This window comes from Collinsella sp. AM28-11LB (assembly GCF_003469895.1).
GTDB lineage: Bacteria > Actinomycetota > Coriobacteriia > Coriobacteriales > Coriobacteriaceae > Collinsella.
In genome coordinates, this window is the sequence record NZ_QSKJ01000018.1 from 8,818 (window position 1) to 9,104 (window position 287).

The 287-nt window shown below is 59.9% G+C and carries 1 pseudogene; it reads right to left on the reverse strand.

The features are described 5' to 3' along the window. Nucleotides 1-96: 96 nt before the first annotated feature. Nucleotides 97-287 (reverse strand): annotated as a pseudogene (locus DW732_RS09600) (tryptophan--tRNA ligase); the annotation flags it as partial.

Here is a 287-nt window from a genome sequence, read left to right on the forward strand (position 1 = left end):
AACTGACTGCCAGCGGGCCCGTTCCTGTTAGGGGAGGATTTAGCCTCACCGTCTCTGCGTGTTCAAATCCCGGCGACAGCGCCGCAGAACATATCCCTAGTACACCATACCCATGGCGTTCTGAACCTCGGCCAGGGTCTGCTCGGCAATCTCGTTGGCACGACGGTTGCCCTCGTGCAGCACGTCCTTCACATAGTCCAGGTCGTTCTCATAGCGCTGGCGACGCTCGCGGATCGGCGCGAAGTACTCGTTGACCGCCTCGGTCACGTACTTCTTAAGCTGACCGG